At 64.8% G+C, this 18,347-nt stretch carries 21 protein-coding genes; 8 read left to right on the top strand and 13 right to left on the bottom strand.

Translation table 11 applies throughout. The features are described 5' to 3' along the window. Positions 1 to 107: 107 nt before the first annotated feature. Positions 108 to 947 (top strand): mycofactocin-coupled SDR family oxidoreductase, encoded by an 840-nt coding sequence (locus OK015_RS26755; protein ID WP_268127732.1) that lies wholly within the window; start codon positions 108 to 110, stop codon positions 945 to 947. 20 nt (positions 948 to 967) lie between these two features. Here OK015_RS26755 and OK015_RS26750 read toward each other — a convergent pair whose 3' ends face one another. Beyond that, entirely contained in the window at positions 968 to 1,774 is an 807-nt protein-coding gene (locus tag OK015_RS26750) for a lysophospholipid acyltransferase family protein (protein ID WP_268127731.1), read from the bottom strand. 144 nt (positions 1,775 to 1,918) lie between these two features. Between OK015_RS26750 and OK015_RS26745 the strand changes: the two genes are divergently transcribed. Continuing rightward, the gene (locus OK015_RS26745) at positions 1,919 to 2,110 is read left to right on the top strand and encodes a hypothetical protein (RefSeq protein ID WP_268127730.1); all 192 of its coding nucleotides are present in this window, start codon (positions 1,919 to 1,921) and stop codon (positions 2,108 to 2,110) included. Here the strand turns inward: OK015_RS26745 and OK015_RS26740 are convergent. Then, positions 2,090 to 2,560: a hypothetical protein gene (locus OK015_RS26740; RefSeq protein WP_268127729.1), complete on the bottom strand. Its 471-nt coding sequence runs from the start codon at positions 2,558 to 2,560 to the stop codon at positions 2,090 to 2,092. The genes OK015_RS26745 and OK015_RS26740 overlap by 21 nt on opposite strands. 345 nt (positions 2,561 to 2,905) lie before the next feature. After that, positions 2,906 to 3,901 carry an aldo/keto reductase family protein gene (locus tag OK015_RS26735; RefSeq protein WP_268127728.1) on the bottom strand — a complete coding sequence of 332 codons (996 nt, stop codon included), beginning with the start codon at positions 3,899 to 3,901 and terminating at the stop codon, positions 2,906 to 2,908. A gap of 584 nt (positions 3,902 to 4,485) precedes the next feature. Here OK015_RS26735 and OK015_RS29375 point away from each other — a divergent pair. Together OK015_RS29375 and OK015_RS26725 are read left to right on the top strand one after the other, a co-directional pair. After that, on the top strand, positions 4,486 to 4,878 hold the full coding sequence (locus OK015_RS29375; RefSeq protein WP_442791167.1) for a TetR/AcrR family transcriptional regulator C-terminal ligand-binding domain-containing protein: 393 nt from the start codon (positions 4,486 to 4,488) through the stop codon (positions 4,876 to 4,878). A 2-nt stretch (positions 4,879 to 4,880) separates the two neighbouring features. After that, positions 4,881 to 5,279, top strand: a complete 399-nt coding sequence (locus OK015_RS26725) for a VOC family protein (RefSeq protein ID WP_268127726.1) — start codon at positions 4,881 to 4,883, stop codon at positions 5,277 to 5,279. Here the strand turns inward: OK015_RS26725 and OK015_RS26720 are convergent. The 7 genes from OK015_RS26720 to OK015_RS26690 all read right to left on the bottom strand — a co-directional run bounded on the left by OK015_RS26720 (position 5,273) and on the right by OK015_RS26690 (position 11,630). Beyond that, positions 5,273 to 5,740: a cupin domain-containing protein gene (locus OK015_RS26720; protein WP_268127725.1), complete on the bottom strand. Its 468-nt coding sequence runs from the start codon at positions 5,738 to 5,740 to the stop codon at positions 5,273 to 5,275. The genes OK015_RS26725 and OK015_RS26720 overlap by 7 nt on opposite strands. A gap of 17 nt (positions 5,741 to 5,757) precedes the next feature. Next, the gene (locus OK015_RS26715; protein ID WP_268127722.1) at positions 5,758 to 7,206 is read right to left on the bottom strand and encodes a dihydrolipoyl dehydrogenase family protein; all 1,449 of its coding nucleotides are present in this window, start codon (positions 7,204 to 7,206) and stop codon (positions 5,758 to 5,760) included. A gap of 54 nt (positions 7,207 to 7,260) precedes the next feature. Next, a complete protein-coding gene (locus OK015_RS26710; protein ID WP_268127719.1) occupies positions 7,261 to 7,947 on the bottom strand; it encodes a haloacid dehalogenase type II in 687 nt (228 codons plus the stop codon). Positions 7,948 to 8,131: 184 nt separating this feature from the next. Beyond that, complete coding sequence (locus OK015_RS26705; protein ID WP_268127717.1) at positions 8,132 to 9,184, bottom strand: zinc-binding alcohol dehydrogenase family protein; 1,053 nt, start codon at positions 9,182 to 9,184, stop codon at positions 8,132 to 8,134. 129 nt (positions 9,185 to 9,313) lie between these two features. Further along, positions 9,314 to 9,985 (bottom strand): TetR/AcrR family transcriptional regulator, encoded by a 672-nt coding sequence (locus OK015_RS26700; RefSeq protein ID WP_268127715.1) that lies wholly within the window; start codon positions 9,983 to 9,985, stop codon positions 9,314 to 9,316. Continuing rightward, the gene (locus OK015_RS26695; protein WP_268127713.1) at positions 9,982 to 10,683 is read right to left on the bottom strand and encodes a TetR/AcrR family transcriptional regulator; all 702 of its coding nucleotides are present in this window, start codon (positions 10,681 to 10,683) and stop codon (positions 9,982 to 9,984) included. The genes OK015_RS26700 and OK015_RS26695 overlap by 4 nt, the downstream gene beginning before the upstream one ends. Before the next feature lie 77 nt (positions 10,684 to 10,760). Continuing rightward, a complete protein-coding gene (locus OK015_RS26690) occupies positions 10,761 to 11,630 on the bottom strand; it encodes an alpha/beta fold hydrolase (RefSeq protein WP_268127710.1) in 870 nt (289 codons plus the stop codon). A 155-nt stretch (positions 11,631 to 11,785) separates the two neighbouring features. On the opposite strand from OK015_RS26690, the gene OK015_RS26685 reads away from it, so the two are divergent. Next, positions 11,786 to 12,199: an SDR family oxidoreductase gene (locus tag OK015_RS26685; protein WP_268127707.1), complete on the top strand. Its 414-nt coding sequence runs from the start codon at positions 11,786 to 11,788 to the stop codon at positions 12,197 to 12,199. A 29-nt stretch (positions 12,200 to 12,228) separates the two neighbouring features. Then, the gene (locus tag OK015_RS26680; RefSeq protein ID WP_268127705.1) at positions 12,229 to 13,929 is read left to right on the top strand and encodes an MOSC and FAD-binding oxidoreductase domain-containing protein; all 1,701 of its coding nucleotides are present in this window, start codon (positions 12,229 to 12,231) and stop codon (positions 13,927 to 13,929) included. A gap of 146 nt (positions 13,930 to 14,075) precedes the next feature. Here OK015_RS26680 and OK015_RS26675 read toward each other — a convergent pair whose 3' ends face one another. Then, positions 14,076 to 14,876 carry a family 1 encapsulin nanocompartment shell protein gene (locus tag OK015_RS26675; RefSeq protein ID WP_268127702.1) on the bottom strand — a complete coding sequence of 267 codons (801 nt, stop codon included), beginning with the start codon at positions 14,874 to 14,876 and terminating at the stop codon, positions 14,076 to 14,078. Continuing rightward, positions 14,873 to 15,892, bottom strand: a complete 1,020-nt coding sequence (locus OK015_RS26670; protein WP_268127699.1) for a Dyp-type peroxidase — start codon at positions 15,890 to 15,892, stop codon at positions 14,873 to 14,875. The genes OK015_RS26675 and OK015_RS26670 overlap by 4 nt, the downstream gene beginning before the upstream one ends. A 223-nt stretch (positions 15,893 to 16,115) precedes the next feature. On the opposite strand from OK015_RS26670, the gene OK015_RS26665 reads away from it, so the two are divergent. Together OK015_RS26665 and OK015_RS26660 are read left to right on the top strand one after the other, a co-directional pair. Beyond that, positions 16,116 to 17,384 (top strand): M18 family aminopeptidase, encoded by a 1,269-nt coding sequence (locus OK015_RS26665; RefSeq protein WP_268127697.1) that lies wholly within the window; start codon positions 16,116 to 16,118, stop codon positions 17,382 to 17,384. Between the two features lie 35 nt (positions 17,385 to 17,419). Further along, complete coding sequence (locus OK015_RS26660) at positions 17,420 to 17,767, top strand: VOC family protein (RefSeq protein ID WP_268127695.1); 348 nt, start codon at positions 17,420 to 17,422, stop codon at positions 17,765 to 17,767. On the opposite strand, the gene OK015_RS26655 is transcribed toward OK015_RS26660, so the two are convergent. Continuing rightward, a complete protein-coding gene (locus tag OK015_RS26655; RefSeq protein WP_326498562.1) occupies positions 17,761 to 18,345 on the bottom strand; it encodes a TetR/AcrR family transcriptional regulator in 585 nt (194 codons plus the stop codon). The two genes, OK015_RS26660 and OK015_RS26655, sit on opposite strands and share 7 nt — an antisense overlap. Positions 18,346 to 18,347 lie beyond the last annotated feature (2 nt).

Below are 18,347 nucleotides of genomic sequence, written 5' to 3'. Positions count from 1 at the left end.
GGGTCTCTCCGCGGGCGCACGATCGAGGGATCCGGCAGACGGTTCAGGGGGCGCCGTCGAATGCCGTTGCGAGACGGCGAGTTCTCGGCAATCTGGGGAGGGATCGAATGATTCAAGGAGCTTCTAGCCTGCAGGGCCGCGTCGCGCTCGTCACCGGGGCGGCGCGCGGGCAGGGACGCGCTCACGCGATCCGGCTTGCCAACGAAGGCGCCGACATCATCGCCATCGACGTCTGCGCCCCCGTTTCCAGCACCGTCCGGTATCCGGCCGCCACTTCCGACGAATTGGTGGAAACGGCTCGGGCGGTGGAAGATTCAGGACGCAAAGCGCTCGTTCGCGAAGTCGATATCCGCAATCTGGCGGATCTGCAGCAGTTGGTTGCCGATGCCGTCGACCAATTCGGCAGGCTCGATATCGTCGTCGCCAATGCGGGGGTATTGAGCTTCGGCCGGTTGTGGGAGATGTCCGAAGAGCATTGGGACACCGTCGTCGACGTCAATCTGAGTGGCACCTGGCGCACCGTGCGCGCCGCGGTGCCCGCGATGATCAAGCTGGGCAACGGTGGTTCGATCATTGTCATCAGCTCGACCACCGGACTGAAAGCCACACCCGGCAATGGGCACTATTCGGCGTCCAAACATGGTCTGGTCGGGCTCACGAATGCCTTGGCGGTGGAATTGGGCGAGTACGGCATCCGGGTGAATTCCGTCCACCCGTACGCGGTGAGCACGCCAATGGGAAGCTCTGAGGAGATGCTGACGTTTCTCGCCGATCATCCTTCCTACTTGCACAGCCTCCCCCCGATGCCGTTTCGTGCCATTGGTGCTCCCGAAGAGTTCATGAAGCCCGAGGACATCGCGGACGTCGTTGCCTGGCTTGCCGGAGACGGGTCGGCGAACATGTCGGGCAGTCAGGTCGTGGTGGATCGCGGTTATCTGAAGTACTAGACGTTGCGGGCGATCATTGGTCAGCCCAGAATGGGGAACCGTCGCTGGCGGGCCAGACGTTTGAGGGCGGCGTCCATCACCGAACGTACGTGGGCGTCCACCTCGTCGACGTCCGGGTCCTTGCCGAACTGGGCGATGATGTCGATCGGCTCGAGCACCTCGGTCACGATCTTGGCCGGCAGCGGCAGGTTCGGCGGGAAGATGACGCTCAGCCCGAACGGGAAGCCGAAGCTGACCGGCAGAATGTCCATGCGGGCTTTGGTGATTCCCAGTTTGCGAGCCAGCCAGTTGCCGCGGGTCAGGAACAGCTGGGTCTCTTGGCCACCGATCGAGACGGCAGGCACGATCGGCACCCCGGCTTCGAGCGCGGCCCGCGCATAGCCGGTGCGGCCGTTGAAATCGATGGTGTTCGCGCTCAACGTGGGCCGGTAGGAGTCGTAGTCACCGCCCGGGAAAACCAGCACGACTGCGCCCGAATGCAGTGCAGTGGAAGCATTTTCGGGACTGGCCTCGATGACCCCCACCCGACGCAGCCAGCTGTCCAGCGGTCCCATGAATACCCCGTAGTGGGCGAGGGTGTACACCGGCCGGTCGTAGCCGAACTTGTCGTAGAAGGCTGACGAGAAAATCAGGACGTCGGGCGTGAAGATACCGCCGGAGTGGTTGGACACCACCAAGGCCCCACCGGCCGGGGGAACGTTGTCCAGATTCCGCACTTCGGCCCGAAACCACCGGTTGACCAGCGGGCCGACTGTGTTCTTGACCTGTTCGGTAAACGCCGGATCCCATTTTGCGGTTTCCTGATTCTCGGTGTCAGCGTTGCCCATCGCGATTCCCCCGCGGTTGTGTTCGGCGTCAGTGGTTGCCAGCGCGAGGCCGTTCTCCCAGGGCGCACGGCGTATGGCATAGCGTACTCTCGGTTTAGGAGAATATCATATCCGTTTGCTGTGGACCCCCACGCATCGGGCGAAATGACCGAAGTTGTTCTGGTTGCCGGTGGTTTCGGGCTGGTCGGCTCTCCGATCGGGCGCCACTTGCTCAAACGCCGTGGCGGCTACCGGGATTCGCCCGGCGGCTATGCGGACGCATGGCGCGCGATCCACGCCGAGTTCGGCGAGCCCGGGTCGGACACAATTGACCGCTCAGCCGGCGTCCCGCAGTAGCGGCTGCGCCGGCGTCGGGCACTCGGCGACCGCGGCCAGCTTGGCGAAAAACACAATCGCCGCGGCAATGGTGTGGTCGACGTACATGGCGAAGTCGTCGAAGCCGATGGGCTCCCGGATCTTGCGGGAGTTCCGCGCAAGAACACCGACCCGCTGTGGGTCGGAGGATTGGTGCACAGTCACGACGACGTCGCGGTTGAGCTGATTCCAGCTGTCGGCAAGCTCGGCCAAGTCAGCGCTATCGGAGGCGGGAAAGAAACAGCCGGGGGTGACTTGAATGGTGAACTCGTCGCCGTGCCAACGAGAGATCCCGAGGTGGACATGTAGCCGTCGCGGACGGGTGTTGGCGACGTAGAAGAATTCGCCGTCGTGCTGGCCCCGGAAATACCGGCTGCCGCGAGTGCACAGGTAACGTTCGATCAGGTCTGCGGACAACGCTTCAGTCGTCATGAAATCTATTGTGAGGCCGGCGCCTTTGCTGATCCTTTAAGCGAGGCGATGCGCCGGCATAGAATCTGTTGAGAATTCGCTGAGTTTGTAACGATCCGGTCACCCGATGGGAAGCCATCGACCCTCGAAGACAGTGCCCCGCACCGAAATTCGGTTGAGCCGTTGCGGGGCTGACGACGTAGGGGTTCGCACCCAAAACGGTGACGTTGGCAAGTTTGCCGACCGCGATGCCGTCCGCTCGCGTTCCATCCGCATGAATGCACCACCTCGATCGTGATGGCGCGCAAGGCATGATGACCATGACGGGTTGCCGGAGCAGACGACCTGCCCAGTGGGGTGGGCCGATTATCGGTGCATCACGCCGGGCTTCGCGAAGGGGGCGATGGTCGGCGTGGTGACCGGCAGGTCGCCGAGGGCGTCGTCGACGGCTTTGAGAACGTCGTCGGGCAGTTTGACACCCGCGGCAGCTGCGTTGGCGTGGACCTGTTCGGGGCGCGACGCCCCGGTGATCGCCGAAGCGAGCTCGCTGCGGCGCAGCACCCATGCCAGGGCCAGTGTTGGCATGCTGAGGCCGGCGCCTTCGGCGATCGGTATGAGTCGCTGGACCGCCTCGATTGCGGCAGCCACGTCGAACAGGACGCCCATGCTTTCACCCATCTCGTCGTGGGCGCGCCGACTATCGGCAGGGGGCGGCTGGCCGGGTAGGTATTTGCCGGTGAGCAGACCCTGAGCCAGCGGCGACCACACGATCTGGGAAATGTTGTTGGCCGCGCACAGCTCAAACACCTCAACCTCAGGGGCTTGCCACAGCATGGAGTATTGCGGCTGGGAAGACACGAAAAAGTCGGGCCCGACGATGTCGATCGCCGCTTGGATCTGCTCCGTGGTCCACTCGCTGAAGCCGAGGTAGCGGGCCTTGCCCTGCTGCACGACCTTCTGGAACGCCTCGAGGGTCTCCTCGATCGGCACGGTCGGGTCGAAGCGGTGGGCCTGGTAGAGGTCGACGTAGTCGGTCTGCAGCCGGGTCAGTGAGGCGTCGATCTGCTTGGCGATCTGCGCGCCCGACAGGCCTTTGTCAGTGTCCGACATTTCGAAGAACACCTTGGTCGCCAGGATGTAGGAGTCACGGGGGTGCTTGGCGAGGATCTCGCCCCAGGCGGTCTCGGCTGCGCCTCGGCCGTACGCATTAGCGGTGTCGAAGAAATTGATGCCCGCGTCGAACGCGGCTTCGGTGCAGGCGCGGGTCTGCTCCTCGGCTACACCGCCGGAATAGGTCAGCCAGGAGCCGAGGGAGATCTCCGAGACCTCGAGATCTGAGCTGCCGAGTTTGCGGAACCGCATGGTTTGTCCCTATCTGTCGTCTTGTCGGTCGAAAAGCAAAGAGCAAAAGGCCGACTGGTCGATTGTCCGAATCGGCCGCGAATTCGGCGAACCCGGATGCCTTCGGCAATTTGCCTGCAGCGGGCTATGTTCGGGGTAGCCACGAGGAGTCGTGCCAAGTGTCGTCAACACCATCGGCGTCTACGATCAGCGAACTTCGCTGCAAGACAGCCTCTGTACACCCCTCTCCCTGTACGGCAAAGCCGTCAAATACACTTGTCCGGAGGCGATTTCGTTACTCAGATCCATCGGACATACACGAGGGTACCCGTCGCAGCCTTGGGGTCGTACGGGCCACCGCGGTGGCGATCCGTTGCGGGCGGCCGCCTGGGAGCTGATTCGTTCCGGCGGGATCTCACGGGGGTTTCTGCCCGGCAGGCCTGGCCGTAAATCGCTAAAACGCGCCGCTTTATCTTCCCTCGCGACGCCTCGTCGGGGATATACGAGCCGGCCAATGCATGTCGACCTTCGAGCGCGGATAGGTGGTACGTCCGGGCAGCGCCCAAATCATCGATCGGTTGTCGCGCTCAGCTCATAGCGCCTTTATGGCAACGCGCGCACGGGGACGTTCTACCAGCAGGCGAGATGCTGCATGCTCGCCCAGTACTCATCCGGGTCGATTCGCACGGTCAGCAAGTCAGGGCCGAGCGCGCACCAGCGAGTTGTTGAAACGCGGCAATCCCGTCAAACGCGTGCGCGGGTCGTCCCGGGGCAGCAGGGACGCCGTTCCCGGATGCCGGCGTCCGGCTCAGTCATTGGACCGGGCGCACGCGCGCGGGCAGGTCACCGCGAAGGCCAGCCTCGATGCGCTCGTCGGTCAAGCGTTCGGGTTACTCTGGAATCGAATGTTTTTCGCGCACCGGCCACTCGATGAGTACGCTGCCGACGACGTTACGGCCGTCCTCGCGGCGAAACTCGGTGCGGAGCAGGAGGGGTGATCGTGGGGTTCCACGTGGAACGATTCGACCATATCGTCATCAATTGCCATGATGTTGAGGCCACCGCGCAGTGGTATGAGCGTGTGCTCGGCATGAGGCGGGAAAAGTTCGGGCCGTCGCAGCGAAGCGCGCTGTGCTTCGGAAATCAGAAGATCAACCTTCGACCCGTCGGCGCGCTCGCCGCAGATCCCGACTGGGTCACCGGGGCCGTGGAAGCGGCGGGTTCCGAAGACCTGTGCTTCATCACCGAGTCGACTCCCGACGAGGTGCGTGCCCACCTCGAAGCGTGCGGCGTCGAGATCACCGCGGGGCCGGTGACCAAGACCGGTGCGCTGGGAGCGATGACCTCGCACTACTGCCGCGACATCGACGGCAACCTGGTCGAAATCGCGGTCTACTGACCGCTTTCGAGCGGATACAGCGCGGGCAGGTTGACCACGATGGCTTCCTGACTACTGCGCGCGATCACCACCTCGGCAATCGTGGTCGGGTCGGGGTTCTCTTCCCGGTGCGGCAGATATGGCGGGATGAAAACGTAATCGCCGGGTGCAGCCGTGATCCGCACCTCGTCCACGCCGTCGTGAAACACGAACTCCGGGTGGCCGCTTCGGACATAGATCGCGGTCTCCGACTCGCCGTGATGATGGTTCGACGAGACGGTTTCGGGTAACGCGTGGGTCTCGCCCATCCACAGCTTCTCGGCGCCGACCGACTGACCGGACAGCGCCGCGAACCGTCGCAGTCCTTCCGATTGCGCGGTGTCGGAGCTGATGTCCGATGCCTTGATGTGGTGCACCTTGCTGCGCGTCACCCGCTGTTCGGTGTCGTCGAAATCAGGGTGAAACCCGTCCGCGGTAGCCATTCGCGCTCCTATCGCAACTATCGGTCATCCGAATCCCGGTAGGCCTCAAGGAGTCTCAGCCACAGCTCACTGACGGTCGGGAAGCACGGGACCGCGTGCCACAACCGAGCGACTGGAACCTGGCCGGCCACGGCGATGGTGGCCGAGTGCAACATCTCGGTGGCACCCGATCCGACCAAAGTCACACCGAGCAGATAGCGCTGATCCTCCTCGACCACCATACGCGCTCGGCCGCTGTAGCCGTCGGCGTACAGCTTGGCTCCCATAACGACATCACCGATTTCGATGTCCACAGTGCGCACCCGATGACCGGTCTGCACGGCCTGCTCCGCGGTCAGTCCGACCGCGGCCGCTTCCGGATCGGTGAAGAACGCCTGGGGGACGGCGTGATGGTCGGCGGTGGTCGCATGCGCACCCCAGGGCGTGGTGTCCAGCGGCGTTCCGGCGGCTCGAGCCCCGATCGCGGCGCCGGCGATGCGTCCCTGGTACTTGCCTTGATGAGTCAACAGGGCGCGATGGTTGACGTCGCCGGCCGCATACAGCCATCCGTCCTCGACGGCCGTCACCCGGCAGGTGTCGTCGACGTCGAGCCAGCTACCCGGGGTCAGTCCCACCGTGTCCAAGCCGATGTCGTCAGTCAGCGGCGCGCGTCCCGTCGCGAAGAGTATTTCGTCGACCTGCAATTCGTTGCCGTCATCCAGTTCGACGGTCACCGGTCCCTCCGGGTCGCGACGACGAAGTGCCCGCACCGAAACACCCAAGCGCACGTCAACACCCGCGTCGGCGAGCCCCCGGCCGATGAGTTCGCCCACAAAGGGCTCCATCCGCGGCAGCAGGCCGGGCCCACGCGCCAGCAGCGTCACCGCGGAACCCAGACCCTGCCAGGCCGTGGCCATTTCGACGCCGACACCGCCGGCGCCGACAACCGCGAGGCGACCCGGGACGTGGCTGCTGTCGGTTGCCTGACGATTGGTCCACGGTCGTGCTTCGGCGATGCCGGGCACATCGGGCAGCGCAGCCCGGGTCCCGGTGCACACAACCACGGCGTGCCGGGCACCGAGTGTGACCTCGTCACCGCTTGCTGTCGAGACGGTGACTCGCCGGGCACCGTCCAACCGCCCGTGCCCACGCACCAGCGTTGCGCCGATTCCGGCCACCCAGTCAGCCTGACCGGAGTCATCCCAGTTACTCACGTAGCGGTTGCGACGGCCAAATACACCGGCGGGGTCGATCGACCCAGTGACAGCCTCGCGCGCGCCATCTACGCGACGGGCATCGGACAGGGCAAGCACCGGACGCAGCAATGCCTTGCTGGGCACACAGGCCCAGTACGAACACTCGCCCCCGACCAGCTCGCGCTCGACCACCGCGACGCGCAGATCCGCGGCCCGGGCGCGTTCAGCGGCATTTTGCCCAATCGGCCCCGCGCCGAGTACCACCACGTCGAAATCGTTGCTGGATACCATAGTTCGAAATCTTCTCGCTTTCGTTTGGCTTGTCGCTCCGCTCGGGCAATCAGTTCAACGCGGCCCAGCGGTCAGGAGCTCGGCGAGTTGCTGCAGATCGTTGACCACGAGGGTGGGTTGCGGCAGTCCCTCAACCCGTAATGGGCGGTTGCCCGGTCGCGTGACGAGAGCGGAGCTGAAGCCAACATTGTTGGCGCCGAGGAGATCCCAGACGTGGGCGGCCACCATCATGCAATCGGCAGGCTCCACGCCGAGCGCTTCACACGCATATCGATACACCAATGGTGCCGGTTTGAAGGCGCGACACGATTCCACGCTGAGCTGCTGCTCGAAAAAACCGGCGAGTCCCGCGTTGTCCAGCGGTGTCCGTACTCCGGGCCGGTGCGGCGAGTTCGTCAGCGTGACCAAACGAAATCCATTGTCGTGCAGTGCCGTGAGTGCTGCTTCGACGTCGGGATGTGCCGGCATAGTACGCATCTGCTCTTGCAGACGACGTGCGTCGCGATCGGTGATATCCACCCGGTAACTGTCGGCCAGCATATGCAATACACCCTGACCGAGCGTGAAGAAGTCCGCATAGCAGTCGGCCAGCGTGGCCGTCATCGAGTACATGACGAGCTGCCCGAACCATTCGCGAAGCACCCGCTCGTCGCCGAACAACTCCCCGAAAAGCGGTGCGATGGATTCGATGTCGATCAACGTCTCGTTAACGTCGAAAACAAGTACCGAAGGCCTCGTCATGGCTGGCACTCAACCTCCCTTGGCGTCCGGAATATCGGGGCGCAGATATCCGATCGGACACGAGCAGATCAGCACCATCGCTGGGACCGGCCACCCAATGGCGATCAGCGCGGCCATGCCCACCCCATCGTTGTTCCCTTTCCGCAACGAAACTGGTTGTCAGAGCATGTGTTAGCGGTCCGGCTCAGTCTACGACGACGACCATTTTGCCGCCGGCTTCGCCGGCCTCCATGACCCGGTGTGCTTCGCGGATCTCGTCGAACGAGAAGACACGCGACGGCGTTGCGTCGAGCTTGCCCTCGGCCACCTGCCGCGCGATGTCCTGCAGAGGTACGTCGGACAGCGGGAAGCCCGGAGTCCCAAACACAAAGCTGCCCAAGAAGTTCAAATTCACTCCACTGGCCATGCGCAACAGCGGGTTGAAATCTCCGATCGGGTCGAGGCCACCCAGCCACCCGGCCAGGCAGGCGGTGCCGCCGCGGCGCAGCATATCCAGGGAGTCGAGAATGGTGCTATTGCCCACCAGATCGAGCACGGCGTCGATCTCCTTGGACTCCGCGATGTGGGCGGCCAGGTCGTGCCGTTCCAACTCGACGCGTGCAGCGCCCAGTTCTTCGAGCATCGAAAAACGCTTGGGGCTGCGCGCGGTCGCGATGACGCGCGCACCGGCAGCGACCGCCATCTTGAGAGCAGCCTGGCCGAACGACGATGTCGCGCCGCGGAGCACCAGCGTTTGTCCGGCTTTCAGCTCGAGGTTGCGGAAGAGACACGTCCAGGCCACCGCATAGGTCTCCGGCAGTGCTGCCAATTGCGACCAGGGCAGCTCGGACTCGATGAGGGCGACGTTCGCAGCTCGTACCCGCGTGTATTGGGCATAGCTGCCGTTGATCGTTCGCCCCAGGCCGCCCATCAGGGCGGCGACCTTCGCGCCGACGGGAAACTCGCCGCCTGGACACGAATCGACGACGCCGACGCATTCGATGCCACTGACCTCGGCGGCTTCGGCCCATTCCCCCCGGCGCATGTGCAGCTCGGCGTGGTTGATCCCGAATCCCTTCACCTGGATCACCACTTCGCCGTCCTTGGGCAGCGGCTTGGGGATCTCGGTGTAGACCAAGCTGTCCAGGCCGCCGAACCCCTCCAGGATGATGGCGCGCATGCTTTCCCCGCCGGGTTGTTCACGTACCACGGCCGGCGCGGTGGGCAGCGTATTGGTGGTGCTAGTGGCGGTATCCATCGAACTGGCCTCCCCAGCAGGTTCGCGAATGACTCGCATTTCGCAATGTGGCCCGGTGTCCGCTTCGACATAATGGGCTAACTGACCCATTATTATGGGCGGAAGAACCCAAAAATGTCCAGAGCGCGGTCAGGATTGACGTCGTTGCCGAGACGGTCTGGAATGCCGCTTGCCGGGTTCGGGGGCGGTCGCGAAGGAGCGCACATAGTCGACGGCGGCATTGACGGCGACCCGCAACGGCTCGGCGTCGCCGGTGGCGTGCGTGATCATCGCACCGCCCTGGTGCGCGATGACCAGCGACGCGGCCAGGTGCCGCGGGTCTGCATCGGCGCGCAGATCGCCGCGCCGGCGCATCGCCTCAAGGCCGGTGTGAAAAAGCTCGAGCCATTGGTCGTAGCCCTGCGCGAGGTCGTCGCGGACTTCGTCGTCGGCCTCGATCAGTTCACCGGCCAGCGAGCCGTAGACGCATCCGCCGAGCCGATACACGGTATCGATGTCGGCGACGCAGGCGTCGGCCCAGGCTCGCAGCGCCGCGACGCTGTCGAGCGCGCCGAGCCGTGGTTGGGTGTGGAACTCGATGACGTCATCGCGGCGCGCGGCGATGACCTCGCGAGTCAGGTCGCGTTTGTCGCGGAAGTAGTGCGAGATCTGCGATCCGCCCACTCCGGCGTTGCTCCGCACCTCGTCGATACTGGTGTTGGCCACCCCGCGCTCGAACATCAGCCGGGCGGCGACATCGATGATGCGGGCCCGCGTCGCCTGCCCCTTGCGGGTGAACCGTGGCTTGCCTTCTTCGGTCACGTTGCCGCCCTTGGCTTCGTGCGTCGGACGCGGGGACGCCGTGCGGGCCGCGGGGAACGTTCATCGGGATCGGCAGCGAACATTCGCAGGTAGTTGACCGCGAACCGGGTAGCGTCGGCGTGCGGCCATTCCGCCCGATAGGTAAAGGCGAGAGTGGCTCCGCCTTGGTGAGCGCTGATGATAGCCAGCGCCAGTCGTCGGGGATCGGCGCTCGCCATCAGGACTCCCGTGTCCTTCATCCGCTGAATCGCCGCCTCGATCAACTGCACCCACTGCCAGTAGCCGTCCGCCAGGGTGTCGCGGGTTGCGGAGTCGGACTTCGCCAGCTGCGCGGTCAGCGCGTGGTAGGTCGGTGTGCCCCCGGAGGTTCCGATGCGTCGGAGGTAGCGCATATTGAGATCGATCCACCGCTCGAAGTCTTCGAACGAGTCCAGGTCCCGCAGCGTGGGCTGCCGGTGGAAGTCCAGAACCACACCGATCTGGCGCCTGATCACCGCGCGAATCAGGGCGCTCTTGTCGACGAAATAGTGTGCGAGCTGAGAGCCGCTGACCGATGCGGCCTTGCGCACGTTCTCCATGTTCGAGGCCGAGAGACCTTCAGTGATGATCAGCTGGGCGGCAGCCTGCACAATCCTGTCGCGGGTGGCACGCCCCTTGGCGGTCAACCGTTGTTCGTCCTGAACATCGGGATGGGCCATCGCGTCAGGCTAACTCGCGAGCATCCCAAATTATGGGATCTACAGCCCATTGCTGACTGCGCGTCCACGAGCCCAGGTCAGGCGGGCACGCCATCCTCGAGGAAGTTGCGGATCAGTTGGGTGACTTCGTCGAGGGCGGACTCCAACAGGAAATGGCCGCCGTCGAGCAGATGAATCCGCGCGTCGGGCAGATCGTCGGCGAAGGCTTCGGCGCCGGCGGGGCCGAAGATCTGGTCACCGCGGCCCCACACCGCGAGCAGGGGAACCTGGGTGGCGCGAAAATACTCGTGCACTTGCGGGTACATCGGCGCGTTGGTGGCGTAGTCCCGGAACAGCTTCAGCTGCACGAGGTCGTTACCGGGCCGGCAGAGCAATCCGTAGTCGTGATGCCAGCACTCGGGGTCGACCAAGGTTTCGTCGGCCACGCCGGTGAGATACTGCCACCGGGTCGCGTCCAGGGTGAGGAATTGGCGTATCGGCGCCTCGGTCTCGGCGTTCGGCTGAGTTTGGTAGGCCCGCACGGGCTTCCAAAAGTCCGTCACGAAGCCGGCGTCGTAGCCGTTGCCATTCTGGCTGATGATCGCCGTAATCGCGGACGGGTCGCGTAGTGCCAAACGCCAGCCGATGGGGGCGCCGTAGTCCTGCACATACATTGCGTACCGATCGACTCGGAGGTCCCGCAGCAGGCCCGTGGTCAGGTCCGTCAGCGCGTCGAAGGTGTAGTCGAACCCCTCGACGCTGGGTGCGTCGGAAAGCCCGAACCCCAGGTGATCGGGGGCGATCACGTGGTAGCGGTCGGCGAGCGCCGGGATCAGGTGCCGGAACATGCGAGAGCTGGTCGGAAATCCGTGTAACAGGACCAGCGCCGGCGCCCCCTCGTTGCCGGCTTCCCGGAAGAACAGCCGATGACCGTCGACGGTGGCGTAACGATGGTGAACAGCCGGCATGAGATTCCTCCTGCGCCCTACCCATTTTGGGATACTCATCCCAGTATGCCTCAACACCGGCCGCGCGCAATAGTCCGGCAGGAGTTGACCGCTCGGGTACTCGGGGAATATTCTGGGCCAGCCATCCCAATCTGCTGCCACGCTGAGGAGTGCTTGTGGGTAACACAAAAGTCATCGGGCCCACAATGCTAGCCAAATACTTTGCACCGCTGATCAATCCGGGCGGCTCGTTCGTCTTGTTCTCCGGCGTGCACGCGTTCAAGCTCAACGTCGGGTACCTCGGGGTGGGCATCACCAATGGCGCCGTTGACTTTCTCGCCCGCTGGCTGGCCGTCGAGCTCGCACCGACGAGGGTCAACGCGATTTCGCCCGGAGTCATCGATACCGGAGCGTGGGACGCCCTGGGCGACAACGGGAAGCGCGATTACTTCACGCACATCGCGGCCGGTAACCCGGTGCGCCGAATCGGCACGCCGGACGACGTGGCCGCCGCGGTGTTATTCGCCATGAACAACACTTTCATGACCGGTATGACGCTGAAAGTCGACGGCGGCGGGCCACTGATTTAGGCTCTCTCGCAAGGCCAAAGGAGACGACAGTGGGCAGGCTTGTATCGGTGAATGTGGGCATGCCCAAGAACGTGCAATGGCGCGACAAGACGGTCTACACCGGGATATGGAAGACGCCGGTAGAAGGACCGATCATGGTGCGACGTCTCAACATCGACGGCGACGGCGACGGCGATCTCGGCGGCCACGGTGGCGAACAACGCGCGGTCATGGTCTATCAGACCGAATCGTATGAGTTCTGGAAGAACTACCTGAAACGCGGCGATCTGGTACCGGGTCACTTCGGGGAGAACTTCACCATCACGGGACTGTCCGACCACGAGGTGTGCATCGGTGACCGCTACCGCATCGGTGACGCTGAATTCGAGGTCACCCAGCCGCGGGTCACCTGCTTCCGGATCGGTTTGCGGCTCGACGAACCGGAGATGCCCAATCTGCTTGTCGCCCAGCACCGTCCGGGATTCTACTTTCGTGTCATCACCGAGGGCCACGTCCAGGCCGGTGACGACATCGTGCGGACCCGCCGGGGCCGACACGAGCTCAGTGTCGCCGACGTCGATGCGCTGTTGTATCTGCCCAACCGCAACACCGAAACGCTGCGCAAGGTCGTAGACGTACCGGCACTGAGCCCCGGCTGGCAGCAATCGTTCAATGACATGCTCGACTCGGGGGAGGAGCCGGCGCCGGCCATCGGAGTCGAACCGGGGTGGAACGGCTTTCGGCCGTTGCGGGTCACCGCAATACGCCGGGAGAGTCCGTCGGTGCTGTCGATCCGTCTTGCGGCCGACGACGGTGTCTCGTTGCCGCCGCCACTGCCGGGGCAATACCTGACGGTACGAATTCCCGGGGCCGGCGATCCGGTGCCGATACGTAGTTATTCGCTGTCCGGCGATCCCGCCGCAGGCGACTACCGCATCAGCGTCAAGCGCGAAGAATGCGGCCTGGCCAGTCGATGGTTGCATGCCCACATCGAACCGGGATCGGTCATCGAGGCTGCGGCCCCGCGTGGCGATTTCTATCTCGCCGATGACGATGGGCCGGTGGTGCTGGTGTCGGCGGGCATCGGCATCACTCCCGTCCTGGCGATGCTGCATGCGCTGGCGGCCGCGCAGAGTAGTCGCGACATTTGGTGGCTGCACACGAGCCGCAATCCCGAAAGTCAGGCGTTCGCGGTCGAAGTCACGACGCTGATCGAGTCGTTGCCACACGCCCGGCAACAGGTGTTCTACACCCAGACACAGGGGCGCCTGGATCAGCAGGCTGTCGCGGCGTTAGGGCTTCCCGCCGATGCCGCGGCATATCTTTGCGGCCCAACACAATTCATGACCGATATGCGTGATGCCTTGACCGCTGCCGGACTGGACACCGCGCGGGTCCACAGCGAATTGTTCGGCGCGCTACCGCCGATCAATCCCGGCATCGTCGGCGGGGCACTGCGGGTGCCGCCGCATGCACCGGCCGGACCGCCGGGGACCGGACCGTCAATTACCTTCGCGCGCAGCGGGCTTACCGCCAGCTGGTCTGCCGGCTGCGGCAGTCTCCTGGATTTCGCCGAAGCCTGCGACGTGCCGACCCGTTTTTCGTGCCGCAGCGGTGTCTGTCACCTGTGCGAGACCGGAGTCGTCGCCGGCACCACCAAGTATGTTCAGGCTCCGCTGGAGCCGCCCGGGCCGGGCACGGTGCTCATCTGTTCGGCGGCTCCCAACAGCGACCTGGTGCTGGATCTCTAAAAGCCTTGTCAGAATGCAATCGCGCGCCGACCGCTAAAGGTGGTCGACGGGAGAGGGCGGCATCCTCGAGCCTGTAATCCTGCGGGCCCTCACTCGCAGTTTGTCTGCGGATTTACAGGCTCGTAAGCACTCGTCTCTTGCGTTTCCTAGGTGCCCAGCGCGACAGATGCCTCGGCGGTGTAGCACAGGAACGTCAGGGTCTCTTGCAGATACAGCTGCACGGTGTCGGCGTCATGGCTGGTGTAGCCGATCGACACGTCGGTGCCCAGCTGCAGATCGAAGTCGCCGCCACGGGTGGTCAGCACGAATGCGCCGTCGATGGCCGGTGCCCAGATGATGTCGCCCGGTACCAGCCGGTCGATGTGCTCGAGGATCGGATAGCCACCGGCAGTGGTCTCGCTGACCTTGGTGTAGACGTCGGCGGAGAGCAGTACCGAGTATGGGCCGTCGACGCCGGCCAGCCGCAGTTCGCTGATCGCCTGGGTGATGATGTCCGGAATTTCGCTGGGGTCTGCGGGCAGCGTCAGCGGCTTGTTCGAGCTCGCGGAGCGGATGCCCTCAATCGACGCGGCGGAGTAGCCCTCGAAGATGGCGCGGTCTTCGATAAAGGCCAGTTTCTTGGCGGCCTCTTTCACCGGGTCCCAGTCGGAGTCCTGCGCGCCCCGTTCGACATTGTCGATCTCCACGCGCGAGAGCGTGAACGGAACACGCAGGCGGACAAGGGGTCTGCTCTCCCGCAGATGTGCCACCACGCCGTCGGTGGGCGCCTGGACGTCGACCAGACGCCCCGTGCTGACCGCGGCGGTGACCGGACCACCGGGCTCGCTGACGTCGACCACCCGGCGCCCGGCGATGTGCCGCTTGAAGGTCCGCGTCGCCTCCAATTCGATTTCAGTCCAGGCGACGTCGGTGACCGGCGCCAGATTGCGGTAGAGGTTGTTCGTCATTGGGTGGTTCCTTTCAGGCTGCCGATCGATAGTGAACCGTTATCGGGTGCGGGCGTGGGTGGCGGTGCCGTCTCCAACGGCGCGGGAAGCGGCGGTGGATCGTCGAGGAAGTCGACGGTGGGGGAGAAGAACAGCCCACCGGTCAGCGCGGTGGAGAAGTCAAGCACGCGATCGGTATTGCCGGGCGGATCGCCGAGAAACATGTTGCGCAGCATGCGCTCGGTGACCTCGGGCGTGCGCGAATAGCCGATGAAGTAGGTGCCGTACTCGCCCTTGCCCACCTCGCCGAACGGCATGTTGTGCCGCACGATCTTCAGCTCGTTGCCGTCCTCGTCTTCGATCACGTTGAGCGCGATGTGTGCGTCGGACGGCTTGACGTCGTCGTCCATCTCGATGTCTTCGAGCTTGGTACGGCCGAACACCAATTCCTGCTCGGTGACCGACAGCGAATCCCACGACTGCATGTCGTGTACGTACTTCTGGATGTGGACGTAGCAGGAGCCGGCGAAGTCGGGATCCTCGTCACCGATCGCGGTGGCGCTCACGGCGATTGGGCCGTCCGGATTTTCGGTGCCGTCGACAAAGCCGAGCAGATCGCGGTTGTCGAAGAAGCGAAAGCCGTGCACTTCGTCGATGACATTGACTGCACCGGCCATCGCCTTGAGGATGCGACCGGCCAGTTCGAAGCAGACGTCCAGGGACTCGGCCCGGATATGGAACAACAGATCGCCGGGGGTGGCCGGTGCGGTGTGTCGCGGTCCGGTCAGCTCGATGAACGGATGCAGTTCGGCGGGCCGCGGTCCGGCGAACAACCGATCCCAGGCGTCCGACCCGATCGAGGTGATCACCGACAGATGCTTGGTCGGGTCGCGAAAGCCAATGGCGCGCACCAGCCCCGAGATGTCGGGCAACGCGTCGTGCACGGCTGCTTCGCCGCCGTCGACGATGGTGGCCACCAAAAAAATCGCGGCAGGCGTCAACGGCGCGAGGATGTGTTGTGGCTGAACCGGAGGCACCCTGGTGACCTTAGCGTGGCGACGGCGAGCGCAGGAAGTGCGCGAGTGAGGAGTCGCGCAATTGGGCCCAGCGTGGCGACGGCGAGCGCAGGAAGTGCGCGAGTGAGGAGTCGCGCAATTGGGCCCAGCGTGGCGACGGCGAGCGCAGGAAGTGCGCGAGTGAGGAGTCGCGCAATTGGGCCCAGCGTGAACTGCGTGGTTGCGAACAGCCATGATGTTGAACATGTCGGCCAGCGCCGCAGGCCTCTGCGAATTCATCGACGCCTCTCCGTCCCCATTTCATGTGTGTGCCACAGTGGCCGGCCGGCTCCTCGCCGCCGGCTACACCGAACTCCGCGAAGCCGACCCGTGGCCCGGGCAGCCGGGGCGCTACTTCACCGTCCGCGCCGCCTCACTGATCGCGTGGAACACCGTGGGCCCCGACGGTCCATTCCGGATCGTCGGCGCGCACACCGACAGCCCCAACCTGCGGGTCAAGCAGCACCCCGACCGGGTGGTCACCGGGTGGCAGGTGGTGGCGCTGGAGCCGTACGGCGGGGCGTGGCTCAACTCGTGGCTGGACCGCGATCTGGGGATCAGCGGCCGGTTGTCGGTGCGTGACGGCTCCGGGCTGGACCATCGGCTCGTCCGGATCGACGAGCCGATCCTGCGGGTGCCGCAGCTGGCGATTCATCTGGCCGAGGACCGCAAGTCGGTAACCCTGGACCCGCAGCGACACGTCAACGCGGTTTGGGGTGCCGGCGACAAGGCGCGCGCATTCATGGCGTATGTCGCCGAGCAGGCCGGGGTGGCACCCGCCGACGTGCTGGCCGCTGACCTGATGACGCACGATCTGACGCCGTCGACGGTGCTCGGCGCTGACGCCGGCCTGCTGAGCGCGCCCCGGCTGGATAATCAGGCCAGTTGCTATGCGGGGCTGGAGGCGTTGCTGTCCTTGGAACCTGCCTCGGCGCCGCGCGGCTGCGTGCCGGTGTTGGTGCTGTTCGACCACGAGGAGGTCGGCTCGTCGTCGGACCACGGTGCGCAGTCCACTCTGCTGAGTACCGTTCTCGAGCGCATCGTGCTCGCGGCCGGCGGCAGCCGGGAAGACTTCCTGCGGCGGCTGCCGGCATCGCTGTTGGCCTCCGCGGATATGGCGCATGCCACCCATCCGAACTACCCGGAGCGCCACGAGCCGGGCCACTTGATCGCTATCAACGCGGGGCCGGTGCTCAAGGTGCACCCCAATCTGCGCTACGCGACCGACGGGCGTACGGCGGCGGCGTTCGCGTTGGCGTGCCGGCAGGCCGGGGTGGGGCTGCAGCGCTATGAGCATCGCGCCGACCTGCCGTGTGGTTCGACGATCGGACCGCTGGTCTCGGCGCAAACCGGCATCCCCACCGTCGACGTCGGCGCCGCCCAGCTTGCGATGCACTCCGCGCGCGAATTGATGGGTGCTCACGACGTCGCCGCCTATTCCGCTGCGCTGCAAGCGTTTTTGTCGCCGCAATAGTCTCCGCGGGTCGGTCAGGCATAGAGTCGACCGGTATGACGCTCAAAGTGGAGATGGTCACGTTCGACTGCGGCGATGCGGCGAAGCTGGCCAGCTGGTGGGCCGACCAGTTCGGGGGCACCACAGCAGAACTGATCCCGGGTGAACTCTTTGCGGTCATGCGACCGGACGGGCCCCGACTGGGTTTTCAGAATGTGCCCGATCCGACGCCGGGAAAGAATCGCGTGCATCTCGACTTTCATGCCAAGGACGTCGACGGCGAGGTGTCGCGGCTGACGGCAGCGGGAGCCACCGAAGTAGGACGCCACCAATTCAGCGGCAACTTTCGCTGGGTGGTGCTGGCCGACCCCGAAGGCAATGCGTTCTGCGTCGCGGGTCAATAACTCGATATCCCGTCCAGCAGCGCGTCAACGAGCCCGTCGAATCCGGCGCTGTCGCCGACTCGCGTGAGCGCGTGAAAGAGCAGCGTGCCGACCAATGCGTGCGCGACGGCATCGATGTCCGCGCCGGCGCGGAGTTCTCCGTCTGCGACGGCTCGGCGCAGTCGCGTCGTCAACCCCGCGAGCTGCGGGGCGCTCAATTGTTGATAGAGATCCTCGCCGTCGCCCGGGCGAGCGGCCGCCGCGGCGACAAGAGCTCGCACTAACGCGGCGTTGGTTGGCTCGGCTAGAAACTCGGCGTGCTCGCTCAGCCACGCCCGCAGATCGGCACGGATGATGCCGGTGTGCGCGACCGGAAACGACCCCGATCTTCCGTAGGCCTCCAACACCGCTTCGGCGACCAACGGTGCCTTTGACGACCAACGCCGGTACAGCGTCTTCTTGCCCACCCCCGCGCGGGCGGCGACGCTTTCCATCGACAATTCGGCGTAACTGCCGGTCGTCAGCAGCTCGCGGGTGGCGTCCAGAATCGCGTGATCTAACCGGCTGTCTCGCGGCCGGCCGACCCGTTCGTCGGTCACTG

The organism is Mycobacterium sp. Aquia_216, assembly GCF_026723865.1.
GTDB lineage: Bacteria > Actinomycetota > Actinomycetes > Mycobacteriales > Mycobacteriaceae > Mycobacterium.
This window is presented reverse-complemented; position numbering and strand designations above follow the sequence as displayed.

What these genes read in the sequence shown, in the direction of transcription:
- OK015_RS26660 (WP_268127695.1), top strand. Translation starts at nt 17,420, where the DNA reads ATGACGCTCAAAGTGGAGATGGTCACGTTCGACTGCGGCGATGCGGCG.
- OK015_RS26715 (WP_268127722.1), bottom strand. Translation starts at nt 7,206, where the DNA reads ATGGTATCCAGCAACGATTTCGACGTGGTGGTACTCGGCGCGGGGCCG.
- OK015_RS29375 (WP_442791167.1), top strand. Translation starts at nt 4,486, where the DNA reads ATGGCAACGCGCGCACGGGGACGTTCTACCAGCAGGCGAGATGCTGCA.
- OK015_RS26735 (WP_268127728.1), bottom strand. Translation starts at nt 3,901, where the DNA reads ATGCGGTTCCGCAAACTCGGCAGCTCAGATCTCGAGGTCTCGGAGATC.
- OK015_RS26740 (WP_268127729.1), bottom strand. Translation starts at nt 2,560, where the DNA reads ATGACGACTGAAGCGTTGTCCGCAGACCTGATCGAACGTTACCTGTGC.
- OK015_RS26755 (WP_268127732.1), top strand. Translation starts at nt 108, where the DNA reads ATGATTCAAGGAGCTTCTAGCCTGCAGGGCCGCGTCGCGCTCGTCACC.
- OK015_RS26710 (WP_268127719.1), bottom strand. Translation starts at nt 7,947, where the DNA reads ATGACGAGGCCTTCGGTACTTGTTTTCGACGTTAACGAGACGTTGATC.
- OK015_RS26745 (WP_268127730.1), top strand. Translation starts at nt 1,919, where the DNA reads ATGACCGAAGTTGTTCTGGTTGCCGGTGGTTTCGGGCTGGTCGGCTCT.
- OK015_RS26720 (WP_268127725.1), bottom strand. Translation starts at nt 5,740, where the DNA reads ATGGCTACCGCGGACGGGTTTCACCCTGATTTCGACGACACCGAACAG.
- OK015_RS26675 (WP_268127702.1), bottom strand. Translation starts at nt 14,876, where the DNA reads ATGACGAACAACCTCTACCGCAATCTGGCGCCGGTCACCGACGTCGCC.
- OK015_RS26750 (WP_268127731.1), bottom strand. Translation starts at nt 1,774, where the DNA reads ATGGGCAACGCTGACACCGAGAATCAGGAAACCGCAAAATGGGATCCG.
- OK015_RS26690 (WP_268127710.1), bottom strand. Translation starts at nt 11,630, where the DNA reads ATGCCGGCTGTTCACCATCGTTACGCCACCGTCGACGGTCATCGGCTG.
- OK015_RS26665 (WP_268127697.1), top strand. Translation starts at nt 16,116, where the DNA reads ATGTCGGCCAGCGCCGCAGGCCTCTGCGAATTCATCGACGCCTCTCCG.
- OK015_RS26695 (WP_268127713.1), bottom strand. Translation starts at nt 10,683, where the DNA reads ATGGCCCATCCCGATGTTCAGGACGAACAACGGTTGACCGCCAAGGGG.
- OK015_RS26705 (WP_268127717.1), bottom strand. Translation starts at nt 9,184, where the DNA reads ATGGATACCGCCACTAGCACCACCAATACGCTGCCCACCGCGCCGGCC.